General features: G+C 66.7%; 16 protein-coding genes, 2 rRNA genes and 1 pseudogene. 7 read left to right on the plus strand and 12 right to left on the minus strand.

Annotated features, from left to right (window positions below; genetic code table 11):
* Nucleotides 1-17: 17 nt before the first annotated feature.
* The 4 genes from NWFMUON74_RS22625 to NWFMUON74_RS22640 form a co-directional block, all read right to left on the minus strand.
* Nucleotides 18-3,126 (minus strand): 23S ribosomal RNA (locus NWFMUON74_RS22625).
* Nucleotides 3,127-3,425: 299 nt separating this feature from the next.
* Nucleotides 3,426-4,944, minus strand: a 16S ribosomal RNA gene (locus NWFMUON74_RS22630).
* The 16S and 23S rRNA genes sit together here, the layout of an rRNA operon.
* Before the next feature lie 506 nt (nucleotides 4,945-5,450).
* Nucleotides 5,451-6,734, minus strand: a complete 1,284-nt coding sequence (gene tyrS / locus NWFMUON74_RS22635) for a tyrosine--tRNA ligase (protein ID WP_187683829.1) — start codon at nucleotides 6,732-6,734, stop codon at nucleotides 5,451-5,453.
* Between the two features lie 104 nt (nucleotides 6,735-6,838).
* Nucleotides 6,839-7,507 (minus strand): FadR/GntR family transcriptional regulator, encoded by a 669-nt coding sequence (locus NWFMUON74_RS22640; protein ID WP_232110518.1) that lies wholly within the window; start codon nucleotides 7,505-7,507, stop codon nucleotides 6,839-6,841.
* A 204-nt stretch (nucleotides 7,508-7,711) separates the two neighbouring features.
* On the opposite strand from NWFMUON74_RS22640, the pseudogene NWFMUON74_RS22645 reads away from it, so the two are divergent.
* Nucleotides 7,712-9,031 (plus strand): annotated as a pseudogene (locus NWFMUON74_RS22645) (2-isopropylmalate synthase); the annotation flags it as partial.
* A gap of 34 nt (nucleotides 9,032-9,065) precedes the next feature.
* On the opposite strand, the gene NWFMUON74_RS22650 reads toward NWFMUON74_RS22645, so the two are convergent.
* The 4 genes from NWFMUON74_RS22650 to NWFMUON74_RS22665 all read right to left on the minus strand — a co-directional run bounded on the left by NWFMUON74_RS22650 (nucleotide 9,066) and on the right by NWFMUON74_RS22665 (nucleotide 12,471).
* A complete protein-coding gene (locus tag NWFMUON74_RS22650; protein WP_232110519.1) occupies nucleotides 9,066-9,689 on the minus strand; it encodes a DNA-3-methyladenine glycosylase in 624 nt (207 codons plus the stop codon).
* Nucleotides 9,690-9,804: 115 nt separating this feature from the next.
* Entirely contained in the window at nucleotides 9,805-10,104 is a 300-nt protein-coding gene (locus tag NWFMUON74_RS22655; protein ID WP_187683833.1) for a DUF3761 domain-containing protein, read from the minus strand.
* A gap of 191 nt (nucleotides 10,105-10,295) precedes the next feature.
* On the minus strand, nucleotides 10,296-11,180 hold the full coding sequence (locus NWFMUON74_RS22660) for an RNA polymerase sigma-70 factor (protein ID WP_187683834.1): 885 nt from the start codon (nucleotides 11,178-11,180) through the stop codon (nucleotides 10,296-10,298).
* A 37-nt stretch (nucleotides 11,181-11,217) separates the two neighbouring features.
* Nucleotides 11,218-12,471 carry an NAD(P)/FAD-dependent oxidoreductase gene (locus tag NWFMUON74_RS22665; protein WP_342213116.1) on the minus strand — a complete coding sequence of 418 codons (1,254 nt, stop codon included), beginning with the start codon at nucleotides 12,469-12,471 and terminating at the stop codon, nucleotides 11,218-11,220.
* A gap of 213 nt (nucleotides 12,472-12,684) precedes the next feature.
* Between NWFMUON74_RS22665 and uppS the strand changes: the two genes are divergently transcribed.
* Nucleotides 12,685-13,461 carry a polyprenyl diphosphate synthase gene (gene uppS / locus NWFMUON74_RS22670; RefSeq protein ID WP_187683835.1) on the plus strand — a complete coding sequence of 259 codons (777 nt, stop codon included), beginning with the start codon at nucleotides 12,685-12,687 and terminating at the stop codon, nucleotides 13,459-13,461.
* A gap of 28 nt (nucleotides 13,462-13,489) precedes the next feature.
* Here the strand turns inward: uppS and NWFMUON74_RS22675 are convergent, their stop codons facing one another.
* Nucleotides 13,490-14,344 (minus strand): alpha/beta fold hydrolase, encoded by an 855-nt coding sequence (locus NWFMUON74_RS22675; RefSeq protein WP_187683836.1) that lies wholly within the window; start codon nucleotides 14,342-14,344, stop codon nucleotides 13,490-13,492.
* Between the two features lie 232 nt (nucleotides 14,345-14,576).
* Between NWFMUON74_RS22675 and NWFMUON74_RS22680 the strand changes: the two genes are divergently transcribed.
* The 3 genes from NWFMUON74_RS22680 to NWFMUON74_RS22690 are packed head-to-tail and all read left to right on the plus strand — an operon-like array spanning nucleotide 14,577 to nucleotide 16,707.
* Nucleotides 14,577-15,308: an ABC transporter ATP-binding protein gene (locus NWFMUON74_RS22680; RefSeq protein ID WP_187683837.1), complete on the plus strand. Its 732-nt coding sequence runs from the start codon at nucleotides 14,577-14,579 to the stop codon at nucleotides 15,306-15,308.
* A complete protein-coding gene (locus NWFMUON74_RS22685) occupies nucleotides 15,305-16,072 on the plus strand; it encodes an ABC transporter permease (protein WP_187683838.1) in 768 nt (255 codons plus the stop codon). The genes NWFMUON74_RS22680 and NWFMUON74_RS22685 overlap by 4 nt, the downstream gene beginning before the upstream one ends.
* Entirely contained in the window at nucleotides 16,069-16,707 is a 639-nt protein-coding gene (locus NWFMUON74_RS22690; RefSeq protein ID WP_187683839.1) for a TetR/AcrR family transcriptional regulator, read from the plus strand. Before NWFMUON74_RS22685 ends, NWFMUON74_RS22690 begins: the two co-directional genes overlap by 4 nt.
* Before the next feature lie 16 nt (nucleotides 16,708-16,723).
* On the opposite strand, the gene NWFMUON74_RS22695 is transcribed toward NWFMUON74_RS22690, so the two are convergent.
* From NWFMUON74_RS22695 to NWFMUON74_RS22705, 3 genes are read right to left on the minus strand one after another with little or no spacing between them, the layout of a single operon-like run.
* Nucleotides 16,724-16,945, minus strand: coding sequence for a Trm112 family protein (locus NWFMUON74_RS22695; protein ID WP_187683840.1), 222 nt, complete (start codon nucleotides 16,943-16,945; stop codon nucleotides 16,724-16,726).
* Between the two features lie 10 nt (nucleotides 16,946-16,955).
* Nucleotides 16,956-17,522: a GtrA family protein gene (locus NWFMUON74_RS22700; protein WP_187689348.1), complete on the minus strand. Its 567-nt coding sequence runs from the start codon at nucleotides 17,520-17,522 to the stop codon at nucleotides 16,956-16,958.
* Between the two features lie 2 nt (nucleotides 17,523-17,524).
* Entirely contained in the window at nucleotides 17,525-19,786 is a 2,262-nt protein-coding gene (locus tag NWFMUON74_RS22705) for a hypothetical protein (protein ID WP_425343072.1), read from the minus strand.
* Between the two features lie 245 nt (nucleotides 19,787-20,031).
* On the opposite strand from NWFMUON74_RS22705, the gene NWFMUON74_RS22710 reads away from it, so the two are divergent.
* Both NWFMUON74_RS22710 and rffA read left to right on the plus strand, forming a co-directional pair.
* Entirely contained in the window at nucleotides 20,032-21,126 is a 1,095-nt protein-coding gene (locus tag NWFMUON74_RS22710; RefSeq protein ID WP_187683841.1) for a glycosyltransferase, read from the plus strand.
* Nucleotides 21,116-22,252 (plus strand): dTDP-4-amino-4,6-dideoxygalactose transaminase, encoded by a 1,137-nt coding sequence (gene rffA, locus NWFMUON74_RS22715; protein WP_187683842.1) that lies wholly within the window; start codon nucleotides 21,116-21,118, stop codon nucleotides 22,250-22,252. The genes NWFMUON74_RS22710 and rffA overlap by 11 nt, the downstream gene beginning before the upstream one ends.
* Nucleotides 22,253-22,267 lie beyond the last annotated feature (15 nt).

Raw genomic sequence — 22,267 nt, forward strand, 5'->3', positions numbered from 1 at the left:
GGACGCGTAACACCTTCGTTGGTAAGCCCTCGGCCTATTAGTACCGGTCACCTCCACACATTACTGCGCTTCCAGTTCCGGCCTATCAACCCAATAATCTGTTGGGGGCCTTACCCACTCGAAGTGGTGAGAAACCTCATCTAGGAACAGGCTTCCCGCTTAGATGCTTTCAGCGGTTATCCCTTCCGAACGTAGCCAACCAGCCATGCCCCTGGCGGAACAACTGGCACACCAGAGGTTCGTCCGTCCCGGTCCTCTCGTACTAGGGACAGCCTTCCTCAAGTTTCTAACGCGCGCGGCGGATAGAGACCGAACTGTCTCACGACGTTCTAAACCCAGCTCGCGTGCCGCTTTAATGGGCGAACAGCCCAACCCTTGGGACCTACTCCAGCCCCAGGATGCGACGAGCCGACATCGAGGTGCCAAACCATCCCGTCGATATGGACTCTTGGGGAAGATCAGCCTGTTATCCCCGGGGTACCTTTTATCCGTTGAGCGACACCGCTTCCACACGCCGGTGCCGGATCACTAGTCCCGACTTTCGTCCCTGCTCGACATGTCTGTCTCACAGTCAAGCTCCCTTGTGCACTTACACTCAACACCTGATTACCAACCAGGCTGAGGGAACCTTTGGGCGCCTCCGTTACCATTTAGGAGGCAACCGCCCCAGTTAAACTACCCACCAGGCACTGTCCCTGAACCGGATCACGGTCCGAGGTTAGAAGTCCAATACGACCAGAGTGGTATTTCAACGACGACTCCCACGACACTAGCGTGCCGCTTTCACAGTCTCCCACCTATCCTACACAAACCGTACCGAACACCAATACCAAGCTATAGTGAAGGTCCCGGGGTCTTTTCGTCCTGCCGCGCGTAACGAGCATCTTTACTCGTACTGCAATTTCGCCGAGTCTGTGGTGGAGACAGCAGAGAAGTCGTTACGCCATTCGTGCAGGTCGGAACTTACCCGACAAGGAATTTCGCTACCTTAGGATGGTTATAGTTACCACCGCCGTTTACCGGGGCTTAAATTCTCAGCTTCGCCCCCGAAAGGGCTAACCGGTCCTCTTAACCTTCCGGCACCGGGCAGGCGTCAGTCCGTATACCTCGTCTTACGACTTCGCACGGACCTGTGTTTTTAGTAAACAGTCGCTTCTCTCTGGTCTCTGCGACCCAACCCAGCTCCCACCGCAAGGGCGTTCACCGGACCGGGCCCTCCTTCTCCCGAAGTTACGGAGGTATTTTGCCGAGTTCCTTCACCACAGTTCTCTCGATCGCCTCGGTATTCTCTACCTGACCACCTGTGTCGGTTTGGGGTACGGGCCGTGTACCAACTCACTAGAGGCTTTTCTCGGCAGCATAGGATCACTGAATTCACCTCAAACGGCTACGCATCACCTCTCAGGCTGTATGAGACACGGATTTGCCTATGCCTCGCCCTACAGGCTTACACCCGGTAATCCACCACCGGGCCCAGCTACCTTCCTGCGTCACCCCATCGCTTGACTACTACAGCCAGGGTCACGCGCATCCCTTTTAGGTCTCCCGAAGGAGATCCCGCCAGTTCAGGGCGCTTAGCACAACTGATTCGCCATTGGGCGCGGATACACGGGTACGGGAATATCAACCCGTTGTCCATCGACTACGCCTGTCGGCCTCGCCTTAGGTCCCGACTCACCCTGGGCGGATTAACCTGGCCCAGGAACCCTTGGTCATCCGGCGGACGAGTTTCTCACTCGTCTTTCGCTACTCATGCCTGCATTCTCACTCCCACAGCCTCCACACCTGGATCACTCCGGCGCTTCCCTGGCTGCAGGACGCTCCCCTACCCACCCCAACCACTGCCCCGAAGGGAATGTACATGCTGGAGTGCCGCGGCTTCGGCGGTGTACTTGAGCCCCGCTACATTGTCGGCGCAAGACCACTTGACCAGTGAGCTATTACGCACTCTTTCAAGGGTGGCTGCTTCTAAGCCAACCTCCTGGTTGTCTCAGCGATCTCACATCCTTTTCCACTTAGTACACGCTTAGGGGCCTTAGCCGGCGATCTGGGCTGTTTCCCTCTCGACTACGAAGCTTATCCCCCGCAGTCTCACTGCCACGCTCTCACACACCGGCATTCGGAGTTTGGCTGACTTCGGTAAGCTTGTAGGCCCCCTAGGCCATCCAGTAGCTCTACCTCCAGTGTGAAACACGTGACGCTGCACCTAAATGCATTTCGGGGAGAACCAGCTATCACGGAGTTTGATTGGCCTTTCACCCCTACCCACAGCTCATCCCCTCAGTTTTCAACCTAAGTGGGTTCGGGCCTCCACGTCGTCTTACCGACGCTTCACCCTGGCCATGGGTAGATCACTCCGCTTCGGGTCCATGACATGCGACTCAGACGCCCTATTCGGACTCGCTTTCGCTACGGCTCCCCCACACGGGTTAACCTCGCCACACACCGATGACTCGCAGGCTCATTCTTCAAAAGGCACGCCATCACCCCACAAAGAAGGCTCTGACGGATTGTAAGCGTCCGGTTTCAGGTACTATTTCACTCCCCTCCCGGGGTACTTTTCACCTTTCCCTCACGGTACTAGTCCGCTATCGGTCACCAGGTAGTATTCAGGCTTACCGGGTGGTCCCGGCAGATTCACAGCAGATTTCACGGGCCCGCTGCTACTCGGGAAACACTCACGAGAGACAAACTGTTTTCGTCTACGGGATTCTCACCCTCTACGACGGACCGTCCCAGGCCACTTCGACTAACAGCTTGTTTTCTGACTCTCGCTCACTACGGCAGTAGCAAGAAGAATGCTCCCACGACCCCACACGGACAACGACTGCCGTCTATCACATCCGCATGGTTTAGCCTCATCCGCTTTCGCTCGCCACTACTCACGGAATCACAATTGTTTTCTCTTCCTGTGGGTACTGAGATGTTTCACTTCCCCACGTTCCCTCCACACACCCTATATATTCAGATGCGGGTAACACGACATCACTCGTGCTGGGTTTCCCCATTCGGAAATCCTCGGATCTCAGCTCGGTTGACAGCTCCCCGAGGCATATCGCAGCCTCCCACGTCCTTCATCGGCTCCTGGTGCCAAGGCATCCACCGAACGCCCTTAAACACTTACAAACAAAGATGCTCGCGTCCACTGTGCAGTTCTCAAACAACACACCCGCATCGGATCGAACCTCGAAGCCAGCCACAGCACGCTGCGCGGTACTAACGAAAACCCGAACGGATCGTCATGATTTCCCAGAAAGAACGTCTGTTCTTTCAGGACCCAATAGTGTGTCGACTACATCCGGCCCGAAGACCGGCACATGTCAGCGTTCCACCCATGAGCACCGCAGTTCCACATTCGGGAACATAAGCGGCTCTGGCACCTCCAGATCCGACTCCTCGGACCGGACAGTGCAAATGCTCCTTAGAAAGGAGGTGATCCAGCCGCACCTTCCGGTACGGCTACCTTGTTACGACTTCGTCCCAATCGCCAATCCCACCTTCGACAGCTCCCTCCCACAAGGGGTTAGGCCACCGGCTTCGGGTGTTACCGACTTTCATGACGTGACGGGCGGTGTGTACAAGGCCCGGGAACGTATTCACCGCAGCGTTGCTGATCTGCGATTACTAGCGACTCCAACTTCACGGGGTCGAGTTGCAGACCCCGATCCGAACTGAGACCGGCTTTAAGGGATTCGCTCCACCTCACGATATCGCAGCCCTCTGTACCGGCCATTGTAGCATGTGTGAAGCCCTGGACATAAGGGGCATGATGACTTGACGTCGTCCCCACCTTCCTCCGAGTTGACCCCGGCAGTCTCCTGCGAGTCCCCGGCATAATCCGCTGGCAACACAGGACAAGGGTTGCGCTCGTTGCGGGACTTAACCCAACATCTCACGACACGAGCTGACGACAGCCATGCACCACCTGTACACCAGCCACAAGGGAACCGACATCTCTGCCGGCGTCTGGTGTATGTCAAACCCAGGTAAGGTTCTTCGCGTTGCATCGAATTAATCCACATGCTCCGCCGCTTGTGCGGGCCCCCGTCAATTCCTTTGAGTTTTAGCCTTGCGGCCGTACTCCCCAGGCGGGGTACTTAATGCGTTAGCTACGGCACGGATCCCGTGGAAGGAAACCCACACCTAGTACCCACCGTTTACGGCGTGGACTACCAGGGTATCTAATCCTGTTCGCTACCCACGCTTTCGCTTCTCAGCGTCAGTTACTGCCCAGAGACCCGCCTTCGCCACCGGTGTTCCTCCTGATATCTGCGCATTTCACCGCTACACCAGGAATTCCAGTCTCCCCTGCAGTACTCTAGTCTGCCCGTATCGCCCGCAAGCTTGGGGTTGAGCCCCAAGTTTTCACGAACGACGCGACAAACCGCCTACAAGCTCTTTACGCCCAGTAATTCCGGACAACGCTCGCACCCTACGTATTACCGCGGCTGCTGGCACGTAGTTGGCCGGTGCTTCTTCTACAGGTACCGTCACTCACGCTTCGTCCCTGTCGAAAGCGGTTTACAACCCGAAGGCCGTCATCCCGCACGCGGCGTCGCTGCATCAGGCTTCCGCCCATTGTGCAATATTCCCCACTGCTGCCTCCCGTAGGAGTCTGGGCCGTGTCTCAGTCCCAGTGTGGCCGGTCGCCCTCTCAGGCCGGCTACCCGTCGTCGCCTTGGTAGGCCATTACCCCACCAACAAGCTGATAGGCCGCGGGCCCATCTCGCACCGATAAATCTTTCCACCACAAACCATGCGACTCGTGGTCATATCCGGTATTAGACCCAGTTTCCCAGGCTTATCCCAGAGTACGAGGCAGATCACCCACGTGTTACTCACCCGTTCGCCGCTCGTGTACCCCGAAGGGCCTTACCGCTCGACTTGCATGTGTTAAGCACGCCGCCAGCGTTCGTCCTGAGCCAGGATCAAACTCTCCGTTGAAGACTCACAACCACGCTCGAAAGCGCAATCGGAAGAAATCTCGAACCAGAGTCCGAAAACCTAACTTAAAAACGCCAGCCGGAAAATAGCTGACAAAAATGTCCTGCCCTCACACGGGGGTATGAGAAACAGGAACCAAAATAATTGGCACTGACATTCATCGACACACTATTGAGTTCTCAAAGAACACACGCACCCAAGATCCGGCCGATTTTCTTCGACCTTCTCTAGAGGCAACTTTTCCAGCCTAACCACTCTCACCCGTCGAGTCAAGCTCGGGGTGTCGAACAGTCTTGCCGACCGCCAGGCGCTCCCCGTCCTACCTCGTGTCCCGGGCCTGCTGGCTCCGGGTCGGCGTCCGTGTCGCTCTGACCTGGAATAAGTTACGTGTCGGATAACGGATCGTCAAATCCCCAAGACGCTCGACATTTCCGCAGGTCAGGAAGGCGAGGTCGGGGGTACGCCCGACCTGAATCACACCGGTGTGACTCAGGTCATGGCGATCTTCATCGACCGGCGCGCCGGGCTCCGGCGAAGTTCTTCTTCCCGCGCCGCAGCACCAGCCAGCGCCCGTGCAGGTAGTCGCTGTCCGCGGCGGTCCATTCGGGGTCGGAGATGCGGGTGTTGTTCACCGAGGCGCCGCCTTCGTTCACCGCTCGCCGCGCCGCACCGCGGCTGTCCGACAGCCCTGCGGCCACCAGCAGGTCCACGATGGTCGCGCCGTCGCCGGCCTCCGCGACCGTGCCGTCGACAGCGGCCTCCGACAGTGCCGCCGCCAGGGTCGACTCGTCCAGTTCGCGCAGATCGCCGCGCCCGAACAGGGCCTGGCTGGCCAGCTGGACCGCGTGTGTGTTCGCCTCGCCGTGCACCAGCGTTGTCATCTCGGCCGCCAGCCGGCGCTGCGCTTCCCGGGCGTGCGGACGTTCCTCGGTTGCCCGCTCGAGTTCGTCCAGTTCCTCGCGGTCGAGGAAGGTGAACCAGCGCAGGTATCGCACGACATCCGCATCACCGGTGTTGACGAAGTACTGGTACCACGCGTACGGGCTGGTCATCTCGGGATCCAGCCACAGACTGCCGCCGCCGGTGGACTTGCCGAACTTCTTGCCGTCCGACGAGGTGACCAGCGGTGTGGTGAGGGCGTGGACGTGCTCGCCGTCCAGCCGCCGATTCAGTTCCACGCCCGCGATGATGTTGCCCCACTGGTCGGAACCGCCGACCTGCAACCGGCAGTCGTGCCGGCGGCGCAGCTGCACGTAGTCGTTGGCCTGCAGCAACATGTAGCTGAACTCGGTGTAGGAGATGCCTTCGCCGTCGAGGCGGCGCTTCACCGTCTCGCGGGCGAGCATGACGTTCACCGAGAAGTGCTTGCCGATGTCGCGCAGGAAGTCGACCGCGCTCAGCGGGCCGGTCCAGTCCATGTTGTTCGCGATGATCGCGCCGGTCGGCGAGTCGTCGAGGTCGACGAAACGTTCGAGTTGGCCGCGGATGCGGTCGGCCCAGGCGGCGACGGTGTCGGTCGAGTTCATCACCCGCTCACCGACGTCGCGCGGATCGCCGATCAGTCCGGTTGCCCCACCCGCCAGCACGATCGGGCGATGACCGGCCTGCTGGAATCGTTTGAGCGTCAGCAGCGGCACCAGGTGCCCGGCGTGCAGGCTCGCCGCGGTCGGATCGAAACCGGCATAGAGGGTGATCGGTCCCTTCGCCAGCTCGGATCGCAGCTCGCCCAGGTCGGTGGACTGCGCGATCAGCCCACGCCAGCTCAGTTCATCGATGATGTCGACGCTCACGTCGCCCTATCTTTCCCCACGCCCTGCGGTCCCCCGTGCACCGGGCCACCACACGCCGGAACCCGATCACGCCTGCGAATCGCCGGGACGTGCCGGATCGAGGCTCAAGCGAAAACAGCCTTCAACGAGGTCAGATGCACCCGGCTCGCCGTGGCCGCGGCCGCGCTGTCCCGGGCGCGGACGGCGTCGAGCAGGAGTTCGTGGGCACGATGGTCGGCGCCTTCGTCGGGCAGCGGGCGCATGCGCAGCATATCGATCATCGCGTGCCGCGAGCGCGGGACGAAGGCGTCGAACATGCTGGTGAGTACGTCGTTGTGGGCCGCGGTGACGACCGTGCGGTGGAAGGCGGTGTCAGCGTCGACGAGACTCTCGACCGCGGGACCGGCTTCGGCGCGAGCGGCCAGGGCCCGCCACATCACGCGCAGGTCCGCAGGCGTGCGGCGGTGCGCCGCGAGCGCCGCGGCCTCCGCTTCGATGGCGATGCGGGCCTCGATCACCGTGACGATGTCGGCGCGGCGCAGGAGCGTGTCCCAGTCCTCGGTCACCTCCAGCGCGGTGACGAAAACCCCTGCGCCCTGGCGGCTTTCGAGCACACCGCGACCTGCCAGCTCCCGGACGGCTTCACGCAAGGTGGACCGGCCCACGCCGAGCTGGGCGGCCAGCGTGGTCTCCCCCGGCAGCTTGTGGCCGAGCGGCCATTCGCCGGCGCGGATCCGGCCGAGTAGGACCTCGGCGGCCTGAGCGGCCAGCGGATGCCTTTGTACGTGCGCCAAAGCCCGTCTACCTCTCTGCTTGTCTGAGGAGTTGTTTCTGGTTAGTCTAAGCCACATGGGACAGGGACTGCTTCTCCTCGGCCGCCGCGGCGGGGTCTGATCGACCGGCACCCTGCCCGCGGGTTGCTGGGCTGCGCCGGTCACACCTCCGACGCGAAAGCAACGCCGATCATGTTTCCTTGGAATCGCCAGCGCCCTTCCACCATGCCGTCACACCGGTATCGAGCTGTGCACGAACGGGTTTCGGTCCCGGAGTTCGATCGGCGATGGCCGTCGAACCGCATCACCGAGGCGCCGCTGTGGGTCCCCGTCGACCTGCGCGACGGTAATCAGGCCCTCGCCGAGCCGATGGATCCGGCCCGCAAGCGCCGCTTCTTCGAGCTGATGGTGGCCATGGGCTACAAGGAGATCGAGGTCGGGTATCCGAGCGCCTCACAGGCCGACTTCGATTTCGTCCGGCTGATCCGCGATGCGGAGCTGGCGCCCGCGGACGTCACGCTGGTGGTGTTCACTCCGGCCCGCCGCGATCTGATCGAGCGGACCGTGCGGGCGGTCGACGGCATCGCCAACGACGTGGTGATCCACCTGTACACGGCGACGGCGCCGCGGTGGCGACAGGTGGTGCTGGGCCGCACCCGCGACGAGGTGGCCGAGCTGATCCACGCCGGTGGGCGCGACGTGTGGGAACTGGCCGGGCACCTGCCCAACGTCCGGTTCCAGTTCTCCCCGGAGGTCTTCATCCTCACCGAGCCGGATTTCGTGCTGGCGGTGTGCGATTCGATGACCACGCTGTGGGACGCGACGCCGGAGCGTCCGGTGACGCTCAACCTGCCCGCGACCGTGGAGGTGGCGACACCGAACGTGTACGCCGACCAGATCGAGTACATGCATCGCAACCTGTCCCGCCGGGACAGCGTGGTGCTGTCGGTGCATCCGCACAACGACCGGGGCACCGGCATCGCGTGCGCCGAACTGGCGGTGCTGGCCGGGGCGCAGCGGGTGGAGGGCTGTCTGTTCGGCAACGGTGAGCGCACCGGCAATGTCGACATCGCCACGCTGGCGCTGAATCTGCATGCGCAGGGCGTGGATCCGCGGATCGACTTCTCCGATATCGACCAGGTGCGGCGCACAGTGGAGTACTGCACGCGCCTGCCGGTCCATCCGCGGCATCCGTATGTGGGCGATCTGGTGTACACGGCCTTCTCCGGGACGCACCAGGACGCGATCCGGAAGGGTTTCGCCGAACATCGCGCCCGGGCAGCGCGGCAGCACGCCGACGAGCGCGAAATCGCTTGGGAGGTACCATATCTGCCGATCGACCCCGCCGACGTCGGCCGTTCCTACGAGGCGGTGATCCGCGTCAATTCACAGTCCGGCAAGGGCGGGATCGCCTACCTGCTCGAGACCGAGTACGGCATCACCCTCGCACGCGACGAGCAGATCGAGTTCGCCCGCGCGGTGCAGCGTCACACCGACGAAACCGGCACGGAGGTATCGGCCGAGGTGCTGTGGAAGCTGTACACCGAGTTCCGGACGGAGGCGGCGCGGTGAACCGCGCTCAGGCCGGCCGTTCCAGTTTCGGTGCCCGCGGGCTGCGCCGATAGGCCGACACCGCCGGGGAGCCGGTCAGCCAGAGCCGCCACGGCCGATCGGCGGCCAGGCTGACGCCGACGCGAGGCCCCACCGCGACGGCTGCGGACTCGGTGATCTCCGGACCCAGTTCCAGCCGGATCGGCGAGTCGGGATCGAACAGTGGAGTGCCGTAGTCGGCCAAGGTGATGCCCAGAGCGCTGCCCAGATTGCCCGGCCCCTTGGCCAGGCCCGCGTCGGTGCGGGCGGCCGGTCGGCGGGCGCGGGCGGTCTCGTGCCCGGCGATCACCTCACCGGCGCGGATCAGCACGGCGCTGGCGACGCCGTCGGGTCCGCTGGTGACGTTGACACAGGTGTGCATGCCGTAGCTGAAGTAGACGTACAGCACGCCGGGCGGTCCGAACATGACGGCGTTGCGCGGGGTCCGGCCGCGGCCGGAGTGCGCGGCCGGGTCGTGCCACGGCCCGGCCGGGTCCCCGCCGTACGCCTCCACCTCGACAATTCGGACGGCGACGGGACCGGACCACAACGTCGCGCCGAGCAGGCGGCGCGCGGCCGCGGGTGGTTCGACGGCAAGTTCCTCGGCAGACACAGCGGTCCATTGTCCAGAACCATGCCGCGCCGGGCCAATCGCACCCGTCCGACGAATCGGCCCGGCACCCCGCGTGCCGGGCCGATCCCTCATCGCGTCCCTATCCGGGGGCGGGTCACAACCAGCGGTCGACGCCGTCGTGCCCGGAGCAGGTGCCCCGGCGGTGCTGGCTGAAGCTGTAGGTGCCGTCCTTGCACTGTGCGGTGGCGCCGTCCGGCGGAGTGGAACTCTGCTGCGGGCGTTGCACGCAGGTGTGGTCGACGTTCTCGTACTGGCCGGCACCGCACACGTTCTGGACGGGAGCGGCGGTCGCAGTGGGTGCGACGAAGGCCGACGTGGCGACGGCGCCCGCGAACAGCAGCGGCGCCAATCCGAAGGGGGTCCGTCCCGCGGCGCGCCGCTTGTTCGTAATCATTTCGAAATTCCTTACCGCAGAACAGTTCTCATCAGTAGCGGGGCTCTCCCCCAGTGCGGATCACCCTAACTCGGACGACCGGCACAATCCGAGCGTTCTCGCGTGGGAGATGACGAAAGACCCTGTGTCCCAATGACCAGCGTCATGCCCGCCCCGGCGACCGACCCCCGGACATAGCCCCACCTTCCCACTCAGCGCATGTCCACGCCGCCGCGCAGGCCGCTCAGCTTGTCCGGGTTGACCTGGAAACGGATGTTCTCCACACGCTCGTCGCGGATGTCGTAACTCAGGGCTCCGACCGGCCGATCACCGACCAGCACGAGCAGTCCGAGCTCGCCGTTGATGGTGGCCGGCGCCAGCCGCGCACCGGCCGAGGTGGGTTTGGCCATGGCGCCCAGCATCCAGCGCGCGACATGGTCGGGACCGTGCAGCGGGCGGCGGGCCGCGGTGACCTTGCCGCCGCCGTCGTTCCACAGCGTGACATCGGGGGCGAGCAGGGCCATCAGCGCGTTGACGTCGCCGCCGTGCGCGGCCGTCAGGAACTTCTCCGTGATCTCACGCCGGGTGGCCGCATCGGCGTCGTAGCGCGGTCGGCGGGCGTGGACGTGCGCGCGGGCGCGGTGGGCGATCTGGCGCACCGTCGACTCGGGACGGTCGAGGAACTCACCGATCTCGGCGTGCGAGAAGCCGAAGACCTCGCGCAGCACGAACACGGCGCGCTCGACCGGGCCGAGGGTTTCCAGTACGACCAGCATCGCGGTCGACACGGTGTCGGCCGTCTCGGTTTCCGCGGCGGCGTCGGCCGTGGTGAGCAGCGGTTCGGGCAACCACGGGCCGACGTAGGTCTCGCGCACGGCACGGGCCGAGGTGAGCCGATTCAGCGACAGATTCGTCACGGTACGCACCAGATACGCCTTCGGATGGTCGATCGTGTCGGGGTCGGTGGCGTGCCATTTCAGCCAGGCGTCCTGGAGCACGTCCTCGGCGTCGGCGACGCTGCCCAGCATCCGGTAGGCGGTGCCGAACAGCAGTCGCCGGTGCGCGACGAACGGGTCGGTGCTCACATGGTCCGGCATGGTCTCATGCTTTCCGGGCGGCGGCCGATCGGCAAGCTCAGCGGGTGGCCCGGCCGCCCTTGGACAGCGCCACCGGGACGTTCATCCGCTTGCTCATCGAGTAGACGGGGATCGGGCTGCTGCTGACGCTCTCCTTGTAGAAGACCGCCGTGCGGCCGGTCAGGTACCAGCGCTTGGGGGTGTCGTCGGCGTGGGTGAACTGGATGACGGCGTCCCGGCGGCCCAGGCTGACCGGCTGATGAAAGTAGCCGAAGCGGAACGGCCGCACCTTCTTGCCGCGCAGTCGCCGGGCGATGGCGTCGGCGGCGTAGGCGGCGGTGGGAATCCCGCTCTGGCAGGTGCCGTGGATCTCGCCCCACGCCTGGCGCACCGCGGCGGCGTCGCCGACGGCATACACGTCGGGGTGCGACACCGAACGGAGGGTACCGTCGGTGACGACCAAACCCTTTGCGTCGGTGGCGATTCCGGCATCCGCGGCGAGCCGGGGCACGCGTACTCCGGCGGTCCACAGGGTCAGGTCCGAGGCCATCAGTTCGCCGGTGGACAGACTGATGGCGTCGGGCAGCACCTTGGTCACCCGCACACCGACCTTGCGGATGATGCCCAGGCGATCCAGCGCGGCGTCCAGGTAGGCCCGGGCACCATCACCCATCATCGACCCCGGCGCATCGGCCGCGACCAGGGTGACCGTCAGTTCCGGACGGCTCTCGGCGAGTTCGGTGGCGGCTTCGATGCCGGTGAGGCCGCCGCCGACCACGGTGACGGTGCCGCGATCGGCCGCGACCTCGGCCAGGCGGCGTGCGAAGCGGTGTGCCAGGCGCGGATCGTTCAGCGTCCACGCGTGCTCGGCAGCGCCCGGCACCACAGCGGTGTCGGTGACGCTGCCGAGGGCGTACACCAGCGTGTCGTAGGCGAGGTCGGTCCCATCGTCCAGGGTCACGCGATGCGCGGCGGGATCGATGGCGGTCGCGGCGGCCCGGCGGAAGTCCACCCCCGAGCCCGCGAGCAGCCGCGGGATACGGCGATCGGCCAGCTCCTGCCCCGCCGCGATCTGATGCATCCGCAGCCGTTCGGTGAAGCGCTCCGAAGGATTCACCAGGGTGATGCGCACGCCGCGGCCCCGGGTGCGATGCGCCAGCCGGACGGTGGCCAGCATGCCGGTGTACCCGGCGCCGAGCACGACGATCTCGTGGGTTTTCATGATCAGCTCCAAGCGGTCGTTGGTGGTGAGTCGCCTATGGGACAGGGCAGCCGCGGGAAACGTGACAGCCTCCTTTGTGATCCACGTCACCTTCGATCCGACCGCTTCCACTGGATCTCCGAACAACAGCCGGCCCCGCACGCGACGGCTGCGATGAGAACCCGCCGGGGGCTGCACGAAATCTCCACAAGGTCGCCACGCCGACTCCACCGTCGCGGGGGATGCGATGGGTAGTTTCACACCCGTCGTCGGCCTCGCCGGCATCGAGGCGATTCCCTTCTCCAGCAAAGGATCAGACTGCGTATGCGCGTCACGGACCTGCCGTACCGCCTGTATGCCCGCCGGCTGCGGGGGCAGCTCGCGGGCGCACGGCTACCCCGTCACGTCGGGTTGATCATGGACGGCAACCGGCGCTGGGCCCGCAGCAAGGGTCTCTCCGACACCCGGCTGGGGCATCGATACGGTGCCGAGCATGCGGAAAACGTGCTGTCCTGGTGCGAAGATCTGGGCATCCGGTATGTCACGGTGTTCCTGTGCTCGACCGAGAACCTGCGCAATCGAGCCGACGACGAGATCGACTTCCTCATGCGCGTGGTCGAGGACCTGGTCACCGATCGGCTCGGCCACCCCGGCTCCCGCTGGCAGCTGCACATCGCCGGATCACCCGATGCTCTGCCCGACACCACAGCCCGCGCGCTGAAACAGGCCGTCGAAGCCACTCGTACCTGCACGACCGGTGCGCACGTCACCTTGGCGATCGGCTACGGCGGCCGGCAGGAGATCGTCGATGCGTTCCGCGACCTGCTCTCCGAGAGCGCGGGTAGTGGAAAGTCGTTGGCGGACATCGCCGACAGCCTCACCGCCGAGGATCTCGCCGCCCACCTGTACACCCCGGACCAGCCCGACCCGGATCTGGTGATCCGGACCAGCGGAGAGCAGCGGTTGTCGAACTTCCTGCTGTGGCAGAGCGCCTATGCCGAGCTCTATTTCTGCGAGGCGTACTGGCCCGCCTTCCGCGAGATCGACTTCCTGCGGGCGCTACGCAATTTCGCCGACCGGCAGCGCCGGTACGGTGCATGAGATCGACGTTTCGGTCGGCGGCCGAGATTCATGCTCCGGCGTGTTTGCGCAGGAATGCGGATAGGAACGTGCGGACGGCCTGGGGGTTGTCGATGAACGGCCAGTGGCCGAGGCCCTCGAGGATGTGGATTTCGGCCCGGGGGAAGTGGTTTCGCTGTTGTTCGGCGAAGCGGACCGGGATGTAGCGGTCCCCGGCGCCCCAGATCACGCACGTCGGGAGGGTGTCGGCGGTGAGGCCGAGGTGTCGTTCGGGGAAGGCGGCGGCGGGGTCGCGGGAGTTGCGGTAGAGCCGGAGCACCGCGCGCTTGTGGCCCCAGTCCGCATAGCCGCAGACTCGGTCGACGTAGGCCCGGGGCAGCGGGACGGGGTTGTCGCGGTTGAGCGCGGCGTGCATGGCGCGCGGGGTACCGGCCAGCTGGAACAGCTCGCCGAGCACCGGGGTTTGCCAGATCTTCGCGTACCGGTGCCAGCGGTATCCGTCGAGGACGCCGGTGTTGATCATGGTCAGACTGGCCAGACGCCGCGGGTGGTCCAGTGCCCAGCGCAGTCCCCACGGCCCGCCGAAGTCGTGCAGCACCAGGTGCGCCCGCTCGACCCCGAGGTCGTCGAGTAGCAGACCGAGAAATCGCGCGTGCCCGAGCACGCTGTGCTCGAACGATTTCGGCCGCTCCGAGCGCCCGAAGCCCGGCATGTCCATGGCGATCACGCGCGCGAACCCGGCGATCTCCGGCGCCAGCTCCGCCCAGTCGTCCATCGGTCCCGGGTTCCCGTGCACGAACACCACGGCCGTCGGGGACTCGGACGGCCCGCTGTCGTGCACGGCGCACCGCACACCATCGACCACGCGTTCGGCCACCGTGAGCGCCGGTGCGGTTCCGGTCATCGACTGCTCCCCCTTCGTCGCAATCGGCTGCGCCACGCAACCGGCCACGCCACCGACCGTACGTCGAATCCGCTCCCCGTGCGATCCCTTCGGCGGCCGCGCTGACCGGTCCGGCGAGACCCCGGCGATCGAGGCCCTGGTCTGGGGCAGAGCCGGGGTTGCGCCCGAACCGCATCCGGCGCACAATTCATCACACAGTGAATTCAACGCACGATGAATAAGAGGGTGACCCATGACGGCACCGGATCCGTCCCCCGCCATCGCGGTCGAGCACCTGCGGGTGCACCGCGGGGGACGTGAAGTCCTGCACGACGTCTCACTGACCGTGCCCCGCGGCTGCATCACCGGCCTGCTCGGGCCGTCCGGCTGCGGCAAGACCACCCTGATGCGCAGCATCGTCGGCACGCAGCTGATCGAGGCGGGCAGCGTGCGGGTGCTCGGCGAGGAAGCCGGCAGCGCCGGGCTGCGCGCCCGCGTCGGATACGTGACACAGGCGCCGAGCATCTACGACGACCTCACCGTTTCCGACAACGTCTCGTATTTCGCTGCGCTGTACGGACGTTCGGCCGACGATGTCGCGGCCGCCGTCGACGCGGTCGGCTTGACCCGGCACGCCCGCCAGCGCGGCAACCAGCTGTCGGGCGGCCAGCGCACCCGCGCCTCACTGGCCTGCGCCCTGGTGGCCGATCCGGAGGTGCTGGTGCTCGACGAACCGACCGTCGGGCTGGATCCGGTACTGCGCGTGGAACTCTGGGAGCAGTTCCACGCCCTGGCCGCCCAGGGCCGCACGCTGCTGGTCTCCAGCCACGTCATGGACGAGGCCGAACACTGCGACCGCCTGCTGCTGATGCGCGACGGACAGCTGCTCGCCCAGCTCACCCCGGCCGAACTGCGCGCCGACACCGGCGAATCGAGCCTGGAGAACGCCTTCCTCGCCCTGATCAGAATGGGAGAGCCCCGATGACGACGACAGCCCCGCTGCGCTGCTACACCGCCACCTCCGCGCGCATCCTGCGGCAGTTGCGCGCCGACCATCGCACGGTCGCCATGCTGCTGCTGGTGCCGGCGCTGCTGATGTCGCTGCTGTACTTCGTCTATCGCGACACCCCGGCGATGCCCGGCGCCCCGCGGCTGTTCGACCGCGTCGGGATCAGCATGCTGGGCATCCTGCCGTTCATCGTGATGTTCCTGATCACCGCCATCGCGATGCAGCGCGAGCGGACCTCGGGCACCCTGGAGCGGCTGATGACGACGCCGCTGTCGAAGCTGGACCTGCTGGCCGGATACGGCACCGCCTTCTCCACCGCGGCCGCCGCCCAGGCCGGACTGGCCTGTCTGGTGTCCTTCGGCCTGCTGGGGCTGCGCTCGGAGGGCAGCGTGTGGCTGGTGCTGCTGATCGCCGTGCTGGACGCGATGCTCGGGGTGGCGCTCGGTCTGCTGGCAAGTGCGTTCGCGCGCACCGAGTTTCAGGCCGTGCAGTTCATGCCGCTGGTGGTGGGGCCGCAGTTCTTCCTGTGCGGGCTGCTGGTGCCGCGCGGCCAGCTGCCGGACTGGCTGGAGGTGATCAGCAATCTGCTGCCGCTGAGTTACGCCGTCGACGCGCTGCAGCAGGTGTCCCGGCATCCCGGCGCGACCGGCGAGATGTGGCGGGATCTGGGCGTCGTGGCCGGATTCGCCGCTGTCGCACTGGCTCTGGGCGCCGCCACGCTACGGCGGCGGACGGCGTGACGGGCGAGGACAGTCCCGGCGCGAACGGCGGTTCCGGGCGCAGCGGACGGCGGCCCGGACAGTCCGGGACGCGGGAGGCGATCCTGGACGCGGCACGAATCCGGTTCGCGGAGGTGGGTTTCGACAAGGCGTCGATCCGATCCATCGCCGGACAGGCGGGCGTCGACCCCGCCCTCGTGCACCACTACTTCGGCACGAAACAGCAATTGCTCACCGCCGCACTGGATCTGCCGCTCGACCCGGCGCTGATCCGCGACCGCATCGCCGCGGCGCCCACCGAGCAGCTGGGTGCGACGATCGTGCGCACGGTGCTCGGCATCTGGGACTCACCGATCGGCGTGCACGCCGTCGCGACCCTGCGCAGCATTCTCGGCGGCGGCAACGACCCGGCGCTGGCACGCGCGTTCCTGCTGGAAGTGGTCCTGCGAGACGTGCGCGAACGTGCGGACAGTCCCCCGGGCACCGGCGTGCCGCGGGTGCTGCTGGCCGCCTCGCAGATGATCGGGTTGCTGATCGCCCGCAAGGTGGTCTGCGTGGAACCGCTGGCGTCCATGACCCCGGACGAACTGGCCGTCGTCGTCGGCCCGACGATTCAGCGCTATCTCACCGGCGACCTGGAGCTGCCGCCTCGGTGAGGTCCGCGCGGAGAATTCAGCCCTGCGCCGAAAACGCCTCGTGCTCTTGCGCGTTCACCTCGCGCGCCTCGTCGACGAGCAGCACCGGGATCCCGTTGTCGACGGGGTAGGCGCGCCGCAGGCGCGGGTTGTAGAGCACGGTGTTGCCGTCGCGATCGTGCACCAGCGACAGCGGCCCCTTGTCCTGCGGGCAGGCGAGCAGGCTCAGCAGGGTGGGATCCAAGGTTTCCTCCGCCATGACCGACAACCTACCCGCCGGTCACCGCGGGGCGGCGCGGTGGCCGCCGGAACGAGAAGTGCCGGTGCCCGAAGAAGCTCGCCACCGCCACCAGACCCATCACCGCCACGGTCGCCGGCGTCTCGGGCAGGTGCGCGACGCCGACGGCCAGCTGCACGCCGGCCATGTTCAGCAGCATCCCGCCCGAATTCACCAGGACGAACCGGACGAAATCGCGCAGCGCGTGCCCGCGCACCCGGAACACCAGCGTCCGATGCGCCACGAAGGCGAACACGATGGTGATGCAGTAGGCCAGGGCCACGGCCGTCGCGGGCGGCCAGCTGTCGGGCAGCACCTTCAGCCACACCACCGTGAGCACCATGCCCAGCAGCGTGTTCACCCCGCCGACAGCGGCGAAGGCGATCTCCTGCCGCCGGATCAGCCGCAGCAGCAGCCCGGGCGCGAGCGGCTGCCCGCCCGTCGGCGCGTTCGAACCGTCGTCGGCAGGCGGCGTGCCGGACTCCGGACGGCGCGGCCGACCCGGATCACCCTCGGGCAGCAGCTGCGACACCTGTCCGCGTCCTTCCCAGCCCGTCATGCTCACGGAAGCGCTTCCGCCCGTGGCGAACCGGCGGTCGTCGGCGTATCCCCCTCCGGCGGACCGGCGGGCGCGGGGGCGGGCTCGTCCCGTCGCCGCGACCGCAGGTGGAGCCATTGCAGCACGCCCAGGCCGAGCACACCCAGCACCGCGGTGCCGATGCCGATCTTCCAGCCCGGCGGCCGCCAGGTCACGTCCAGTACCGCGTTCTCGGTGCCGGAAGGAATGTCTACGGCGACAAAGGATTTCGCGACGGTCGTGAACGGGATCTGCTTGCCGTTCAGGGTCACCCGGTACCCCGGCCAGCCCAGCCGCGCGAACACCACCCGGCCGCCCGCGGCCGAGGACACCCGCACCTCGCTCGACGTCTCGGACTCGGACAGCGAGGTCGCGGTGACCTCGTGCGCGTCGGCGACGCGGCCGTTGACCGTGGAGACCGGCCCACCGATCCGCTCGAGCACCCGGATGTACTTCTCGTGCCCGGGAGCGTCGACCCACATCCAGCCCTCGGGAGCCGGCTGGCTGCCCGCATCGGGGAACATGGCCTTCTGCAGTACGACCCGGTCCAGCTTCATCAGGTCCGCGACGGTGCGACCGGTGGTCGGCTCCGGCGTGAACAGCCGCCGGTAGGCGTCGGGGCAGACACTGGAATCCCAACGCATGCACAACATTTCGCCGAACCAGTAGTGCCCGTTCGGGGTGTATCCGTTGACGTAGTCCTGCTCGACGTCCTTGGCGTAGTTACCGAACGCCAGCGAGCCGTACGCGCCGTCCAGCGTCCGGTCCCCCGGCTGCAGCAGGCCGCGGTCGCCGAGCTGCAGCGTGATGCCGTCGAACTTCGGGAACACCGCCTTGGCGGCGGAGCGGTTGGTGGGCAGATTCCAGCTCATCGGATTCGGCTGGACGCTGTGCACCTGGGCATAGGCGATCGGGAACATGGCGACCATGGTCAGCAGCGCCGCCGCGGCCGTCCCGCGGGTGCGTGCCAGCCAGACCACGGCCGCGCCCACCGCGGCCACCACCACCGCCGACAGCACGTGCCACAGCACGGCGTGCGGATGCGCCGAGAACGTTCGCACCCACAACAGTCCGATCAGTACAGCGCCCGCGACCGCGCGATGGCGCCGATTCGACGTGGTGCCGAAGCGGCCCAGCAGCACACACACCAGCACGAGCAGCCCCAGCGCCAGCATCGGCAGCACCCGCGCGGGCCAGCGCAGCGGACCCACCGTGCCCGGCCCGGCGGCCCACATCAGGAACATGATCGCGAACAGCGCGACCGCCGTCAGCTCGCGCCACGCCGCCCGCGCGCGTCCCCAGTCGATGAACGCCAGCGCCGGGATCAGGAACCAGGCGATGTAGGTCATCGGCAGCGGCTGGATATAACCCCACCACGAGTTGAGCGCTGGGACCGCCGAGGGCAGGCTGGCGTTCAGCGACTCCGACCAGGGCACCGTGAGGAACTGGTCGTTGTTGATCTGAGCAGTGCCGCGCCAGCTCACCTTCGCCGACAGCATGCTCGGCAGATAGGTGAGCAGACCCGCCAGGCCCGCGCACAGCGCCACCGCCGTCAACCGCGCCACCGGCTGCCACTTGCGCTGATACACGATCTCGCCCACGGCGACCGCCACGAGCATCAGCGCCGACTCCACCGCCGGAAAGACGTATTCGACGGAGATGGCCAGATACAGGAACACGAAGACCGGAATCGGCCCGCCCCGCCCCCGCGCGTACCGCACCGCCGACGCCCACGCGTGCACCATCCACGCGGTACCGGTCAGCGAGGTCATCCAGCTGGCCTGGTCGAAGAACAGGAACCAGCCCGTGAGCGGGAACGCCACACCGGCCACCGCCGCCCACTGCACCCGGCCGCCGTAGGCCAGGCACACCCGGTACACGCCGAGCGCGGCGATGATCGCGAAGATCAGCTTCACCACCGTGGCGTAGACCGCGAGATTGTCGACCGAGGGCGCGATCAGATCGATCAGCAGCTGCGGCGGGTTGAACAGGCCCGCCTCCTCCATCGTGTAGTTGCCGGTCATCCACTGCTCGGGGATCAGCACCGGGAGCTTGCCCTCGCGCAGATAGCGGCCGAGCATCACCCACAGCGGGGTGTACTGGGATTCGGTGTCGTCGGTGAAGAAGTGGCGGGCGTCGGCCAGCAGCACCGCCGCATAGCCGAGGATCACGCCGAGCGCGGTGACCGCCCCCCAGCGGAACACGTCCCGGCGCGATCTGTCGCTCGGGGCCGGTTCCGGAGCCACGGAAGGTTCTGCCGCCGCAGAGAGTTCGGCCGGCGCCGTCGACACTGCACTTTGCACCACGAGTTCCAGACCCTACAGGGCGCCGTGACGGTTGGCATGAACCTGTTCGGCGGCGATGATGTCGGGATGCCTCGCCGCACCGGAGACCGCACCACGCTGCGTGTTAGAGTTCACCGCGATTCGGGCTCTGTACTGAAACGAGGAGTTCCGGCGCGCACCGTCGTCCCCGAAAGTCGAACCAGCTGATGCCGATTCCCTCTGCCGCTACCGAACCGGCGCGGTCCAACGGCCACCCCGGGCCGACGCACGCGGTCTCGGTCGTCGTGCCGGTGTATCGGGGCGAGGAGACCATCGCCGGACTGGTCGCCGAGCTGCACCGGCTGGCCGAGCCCACCACCACTCCCGCCGGAGCGAACTTCGCCGTCACCGAGATCGTGCTCGTGCACGATCACGGGCCGGACCGGTCGGATGTGGTGCTGCGGCAGCTGGACCGCGACTACGAGCGGGTGCGGGTGGTGTGGCTGAGCCGCAACTTCGGTCAGGACGCCGCCACCATCGCCGGTATGGCGGCCGCGCGCGGCGAGTGGATCGTCACCATGGACGAGGACGGCCAGCACGATCCCGGCTTCATCGGCTCGTTCATCGATACCGCGCTGGCGCAGCGCGCGGATCTGGTCTACTCCAAGCCGACCAACACCCGGCCGCACGGATTCCTCCGCAACCTCACCTCGCGCGGAGCGAAACTGGTGCTCGCCACCGTGTTCGCCTTCCCCGACTCCACCCGGTTCGAGAGCTACCGGCTCATCCGCGGGGCCATCGGGCGCCAGCTCGCCGAGGTCGCCTCCAACGGCGTGTACCTGGACGTGGCGCTGACCTGGGTGGTCGACAACGCGGCGCAGGCGCCGGTGGTGCTGCGGTCGGAGGGGCGGGAGGAATCCGGCTACAACTACCGGCGGCTGTTCTCGCTGTTCTGGAAGATGGTGCTGTGCAGCGGGACTCGCGGCCTGCGGCTGGTCAGCATGCTGGGCGTCACGCTCGCGCTGGCCGGGCTGGTCTACGCGGCGATCATCGTGTCGCAGGCCGTGTTCGGGCCCGGCGACAACCCCGAGGGCTGGGCCTCGACCATCGTTGTGCTGCTGCTGGTTTCGGGGGCGATCCTGTTCTCGCTCGGTCTCATCGCCGAGTATCTGGGTGTGGCGTTGCACGTGCTGGTGGGCAAACCCCTTTATCTGACGGTAGATTCGCCCACACCGCGCCCGGACGCCGGCACCGCCGAGCAGCGCGCGCCGGCCCTGTCCACGACCGCAGCGATCGGGGGGAACGACCCGGGTGAGCACTGACCGCATCATCTTCAGCCGGCCCTACCGGGCCGCGCAGGAACTGGCCAATCTCGCGGCCGTGCTGTCGTCGGACCAGAGCCACGGTGACGGTCCGTTCACCGCGGCGGCCACCGCGAAGCTGAAGAAGATCACCGGGGCCCCGCACGCGCTGCTGACCACGTCGTGCACGCACGCGCTGGAGATGGCCGGGCTGCTGCTCGAACTGGGGCCCGACGACGAGGTGATCGTGCCCAGCTTCGCGTTCACCTCGACCGCGACCGCGATGGCCTTGCGCGGGGCCGTCTGCGTCTTCGCCGACATCGACGAGCGCGGAAATCTGGACGCCGACTCGGTGGCCGCGGCGATCACCGCACGCACCAAGGCGATCGTGGTCATCCACTACGGCGGCGTCGCGGCGGAGATGGACCGGCTGCTCGCGCTGGCCGACGCGCACGGGCTGGCCATCGTCGAGGACAACGCGCACGGGCTCGGCGGCACCTGGCGGGGGCGGCCGCTGGGCAGCATCGGCACCGCGGGCGCGCTCAGCTTCCACGACACCAAGAACGTGCACTGCGGTGAGGGCGGCGCGGTGCTGCTCACCGACGAGATCCTGATGGGGCGCGCCGAGATCATCCGGGAGAAGGGCACCGACCGCGCCCGGTTCCTGCGCGGCGCCGTCGACAAGTACTCCTGGCAGGACATCGGGTCCAGCTATCTGCCCAGCGAACTCAACGCGGCGGTGCTGGACGCGCAACTGGCCGAGTTCGATCGGATCCAGGCGGGCCGGTTCCGCGTGTGGAACGCCTACGCCGCCGGGCTGCCGGACTGGGCCGCCCGCAACGACGTGCGCCTGATGGAGGTACCGCCGGACCGCGAGCACACCGCGCACCTGTACTACCTGCGCACCCCGACCGAGCGGCGCCGCGACGACCTCATCGATCATCTGCGCGCCCAAGGCATCTCGGCCCCGTTCCACTACGTCCCGCTGGACTCCAGCCCCGCCGGGCTGAAACTCGGCCGCACCCCGCACCCGTGCACCCGCACCGCCGAATTCTCCAGCACCCTGATCCGCCTCCCGCTCTGGCCCGGCCTCGGCGACGACCAGGTCGCCCGGGTGATCGAGGCCGTCACCGCGTTCCAGGTCTGACGCGGACCCGCCGCC

This window comes from Nocardia wallacei (genome assembly GCF_014466955.1).
Lineage (GTDB): Bacteria > Actinomycetota > Actinomycetes > Mycobacteriales > Mycobacteriaceae > Nocardia > Nocardia wallacei.

Coding starts and splice junctions, on each gene's coding strand:
- NWFMUON74_RS22655 (WP_187683833.1), bottom strand. CDS start 10,104: ATGATTACGAACAAGCGGCGCGCCGCGGGACGGACCCCCTTCGGATTG.
- NWFMUON74_RS22695 (WP_187683840.1), bottom strand. CDS start 16,945: ATGGCGGAGGAAACCTTGGATCCCACCCTGCTGAGCCTGCTCGCCTGC.
- uppS (WP_187683835.1), top strand. CDS start 12,685: ATGCGCGTCACGGACCTGCCGTACCGCCTGTATGCCCGCCGGCTGCGG.
- NWFMUON74_RS22700 (WP_187689348.1), bottom strand. CDS start 17,522: ATGACGGGCTGGGAAGGACGCGGACAGGTGTCGCAGCTGCTGCCCGAG.
- NWFMUON74_RS22680 (WP_187683837.1), top strand. CDS start 14,577: ATGACGGCACCGGATCCGTCCCCCGCCATCGCGGTCGAGCACCTGCGG.
- NWFMUON74_RS22675 (WP_187683836.1), bottom strand. CDS start 14,344: ATGACCGGAACCGCACCGGCGCTCACGGTGGCCGAACGCGTGGTCGAT.
- NWFMUON74_RS22710 (WP_187683841.1), top strand. CDS start 20,032: ATGCCGATTCCCTCTGCCGCTACCGAACCGGCGCGGTCCAACGGCCAC.
- NWFMUON74_RS22685 (WP_187683838.1), top strand. CDS start 15,305: ATGACGACGACAGCCCCGCTGCGCTGCTACACCGCCACCTCCGCGCGC.
- NWFMUON74_RS22660 (WP_187683834.1), bottom strand. CDS start 11,180: ATGCCGGACCATGTGAGCACCGACCCGTTCGTCGCGCACCGGCGACTG.